Genomic DNA, 3,132 nt, shown 5'->3' with positions numbered 1-3,132 from the left:
CCCTGTGCAGCTTTAAATAAAGTTATTTTTGTCGTTCACTATAGAAGCTAACAGCTAGAAGCCCCCGCTCCGGTTGACTCTGGCCGTACCTCGCCTCCAGCCCCCGTTCCAACTGGCTCTAACCGTACTCCGCTGCTGCCCTCGGTCTCGACCTCGACCTCAATCTCGATTCGGTCTCGATTCGATCTGTTCATCCCTGTGGGCTCATACCATCCATTCATATGTTATAATAAGTACAACATTGTGCAGGGAGATGCGTTTTTCTCTTGAATGGGATGCCAGTGTGAATCCTGTAAAAGTGGAAGGAGAAAATTATGAAAAAAATCGTGGTTACCGTTATTGGCGCTGACCGGGTCGGCATTGTGGCCGGTGTGGCAGCAGCTCTGGCTAAGGAAAACATCAATATCCTTGATATTTCCCAGACCATCCTGGGGGATATTTTCGACATGGTCCTTATCTGTGATATGGAAAAATCCAAGGGTTCCCTGAAAGATGTGCAGGATGACCTTGGCAAGCTGGGCAAAGAACTGGGCGTAGATGTGCGGGCCCAGCTGGCTGATATTTTCTATGCCATGCACCGCATCTGAAAGGGGGAGCCATGCTCGATATTGAAGAAATCCTTGCAACGGAGCGGATGTTTGACCAGAACAAGCTGGACGTCCGTACCATTACCATGGGTATTTCCCTCCTTGGCTGCGTGTCGGACGATGAAAAGACCCTTTGCCGGAAGATTTACGACACCATCTGCACCAAGGCGGAACATCTCACGGAAGTGAGCCATGATATTTCCCGGGAATACGGGGTGCCCATCATTAACCGCCGTATTTCCGTTACCCCCATCGCCCTGGTGGCGGGGGGCATCAAAACTTCCAGCTACGTGAATATCGCAAAGACCCTGCAGAAGGCAGCGGACGAAGTGGGGGTCGATATTCTCGGCGGTTTCTCGGCCCTGGTGGACCGGGGCATGACGTCCTCCGACAAGATTCTCATCGACTCCATTCCGGAAGCCCTGGCTTCCACGAAGAGCATTTGCAGCTCCGTAGCTGTAGGCTCCACGAAGGCCGGCATCAATATGGATGCGGTGAAACGGATGGGAGAAGTGGTCAAAGAAACGGCGGAGCTCACGAAGGACCAGGATGCCTACGGCTGCACGAAGTTGGTGGAATTCTGTAACGCCGTGGAAGATAACCCCTTCATGGCCGGCGCTTTCCATGGGGTGACCCAGGGAGATACGGCTATCCATGTGGGCGTTTCCGGCCCCGGCGTGGTAAAGCGGGCTCTGGAAGATGTGAAGGGAGCGCCGCTGAACGTGGTGGCCCGGACCATCAAGAATACGGCCTTCATGATTACCCGCCTCGGCCAGATGGTGGCAGAAGCGGCTACGGAACGGCTCCATGCGCCCTTCGGCATTATCGACCTGTCCCTGGCGCCTACATCGGCGGTGGGGGACAGCGTGGCCCAGGTGCTGGAAGAAATGGGTCTGGAAAGCTGCGGCGGCCCCGGTACTACGGCGGCCCTGGCGCTCCTGAACGATGCGGTGAAAAAGGGCGGCCTCATGGCTTCCTCCAGCGTCGGCGGCCTGTCCGGCGCCTTCATCCCTGTCAGTGAGGACCTGGGCATGATCCAGGCTGTGGAAAAGGGCAGCCTGTGCCTGGAGAAACTGGAAGCCATGACCTGCGTATGCTCCGTGGGCCTCGATATGATTGCCATCCCCGGCGATACACCGGCTTCCACCATTTCCGCTATCCTCGCCGATGAAGCGGCAATCGGCATGATCAATAACAAGACCACCGCCACCCGCCTCATTCCGGTACCGGGCAAGAAACCGGGAGACATGGTGCAGTTCGGCGGCCTCATGGGCTATGCGCCGGTGATGAAGATCAACGAATTCCGGGCTGATGATTTCATCAACCGGGGAGGAAAGATCCCGGCTCCTATGAGATCTCTGACGAATTAATATTGAAATGAAAAAAGCTGTATCCGATGGTTGTCCGATACAGCTTTTTTTGTTGTGCGGATGGGTGGGGGCGAGTGAGATCGAGATCGAGGCCGAAATCGAGGGAATAGGGCTGTAGGCCCTAAGGATTTAGATCTAGGTCTAGGTCTAGGTGATCAGGCCCTGCGGGCCGATTCCATCAGCTAACCCCACCCCGTTGGGGTGGCAAGCGAACGGGGTTCGCAGGGAGCCGCCAGGCGACTGAGAACCCCGTGAGACGCTTCCCACCGGGCGCCCCTTCCCGAGGAAGGGGCCGACTGCAGTGTCATTCGCACGTTATTTGTGCAGAGCCATTAGGATTCCACCGGCGGCGGAGCCGCGGATGGTTAGCCTCCTTCCTTGGGAAGGAGGTCTACTGCTGTGTCGCTTCGCACGTTTTTGGTGCAGAATCCTCAGATTCTCAACTTTCTTGCCCTCCTATATTTTGCTATACTATAGAGGGAGGTGGTATTATGCCGACAATATCTATGTTCTATGGGATTATTATCCGGATGTACAATAATGGCGAACATAATCCGCCGCATTTCCATGCTTATTACCAGGGATACAATGGCGTCTTCAATCTGGATGGAGAACTCATTGAGGGCGATATGCCTGGAAAGCAGAAAAAGCTGATTGCTGCCTGGGCAGTTATTCACAAAGATGAATTAATCGCAAATTGGGAGCTTGCCATGTCTGAGCAGCCTCTGTATAAAATCAGTCCGCTTCATTAAGGAGGTGCAATGATGAATACACCTTGCTGGGTCGTAAAAAATGTAACCCCTACTAAAGATTATAAGCTGATTCTTACATTTGCAGATGGTGAGAGAAAGAAATACGATGCCTCCCCGCTTTTGAAGAAACCAATCTATCACTCTTTAAAGAATCCCCATTTTTTTCTGAGCGCTAAAGCCATGTATGGAACGGTAGTATGGAACGATGATATCGATATTGCGCCGGAGCATCTTTATGAATGCAGCCAGCCCATCAAATAAAAAGAGCCCCCTTTCACAGAGGGGCTCTTTTTGTGGATCTTCATGAGTCATGTGCCAGGGAAGTGCTGATTAATTCGCAGAGTCATTAGGATTCCACCGGCGGCGGAGCCGCGGATGGTTAGCCTCCTTCCTCGGAAGGCGAGGGTCCTGCAGAGGACCCTC

General features: G+C 53.5%; 4 protein-coding genes. All 4 read left to right on the top strand.

What is annotated here, in order from left to right:
• Positions 1-314 precede the first annotated feature (314 nt).
• The 4 genes from QZR21_RS08775 (at position 315) to QZR21_RS08760 (ending at position 2,970) form a co-directional block, all read left to right on the top strand.
• Entirely contained in the window at positions 315-587 is a 273-nt protein-coding gene (locus QZR21_RS08775) for an ACT domain-containing protein (protein WP_296100037.1), read from the top strand.
• An 11-nt stretch (positions 588-598) separates the two neighbouring features.
• A complete protein-coding gene (locus QZR21_RS08770; RefSeq protein ID WP_296100040.1) occupies positions 599-1,957 on the top strand; it encodes a PFL family protein in 1,359 nt (452 codons plus the stop codon).
• 491 nt (positions 1,958-2,448) lie between these two features.
• A complete protein-coding gene (locus QZR21_RS08765; protein ID WP_296099844.1) occupies positions 2,449-2,709 on the top strand; it encodes a DUF4160 domain-containing protein in 261 nt (86 codons plus the stop codon).
• 9 nt (positions 2,710-2,718) lie between these two features.
• Entirely contained in the window at positions 2,719-2,970 is a 252-nt protein-coding gene (locus tag QZR21_RS08760; RefSeq protein WP_296974993.1) for a DUF2442 domain-containing protein, read from the top strand.
• Positions 2,971-3,132 lie beyond the last annotated feature (162 nt).

This window comes from uncultured Dialister sp., from assembly GCF_900541605.1.
GTDB lineage: Bacteria > Bacillota > Negativicutes > Veillonellales > Dialisteraceae > Dialister.
The sequence above is the reverse complement of the archived record's forward strand: the minus strand, read 5'-3'. Positions and strand labels throughout refer to the sequence as shown.

What these genes read in the sequence shown, in the direction of transcription:
- QZR21_RS08775 (WP_296100037.1), top strand. Translation starts at nt 315, where the DNA reads ATGAAAAAAATCGTGGTTACCGTTATTGGCGCTGACCGGGTCGGCATT.
- QZR21_RS08770 (WP_296100040.1), top strand. Translation starts at nt 599, where the DNA reads ATGCTCGATATTGAAGAAATCCTTGCAACGGAGCGGATGTTTGACCAG.
- QZR21_RS08765 (WP_296099844.1), top strand. Translation starts at nt 2,449, where the DNA reads ATGCCGACAATATCTATGTTCTATGGGATTATTATCCGGATGTACAAT.
- QZR21_RS08760 (WP_296974993.1), top strand. Translation starts at nt 2,719, where the DNA reads ATGATGAATACACCTTGCTGGGTCGTAAAAAATGTAACCCCTACTAAA.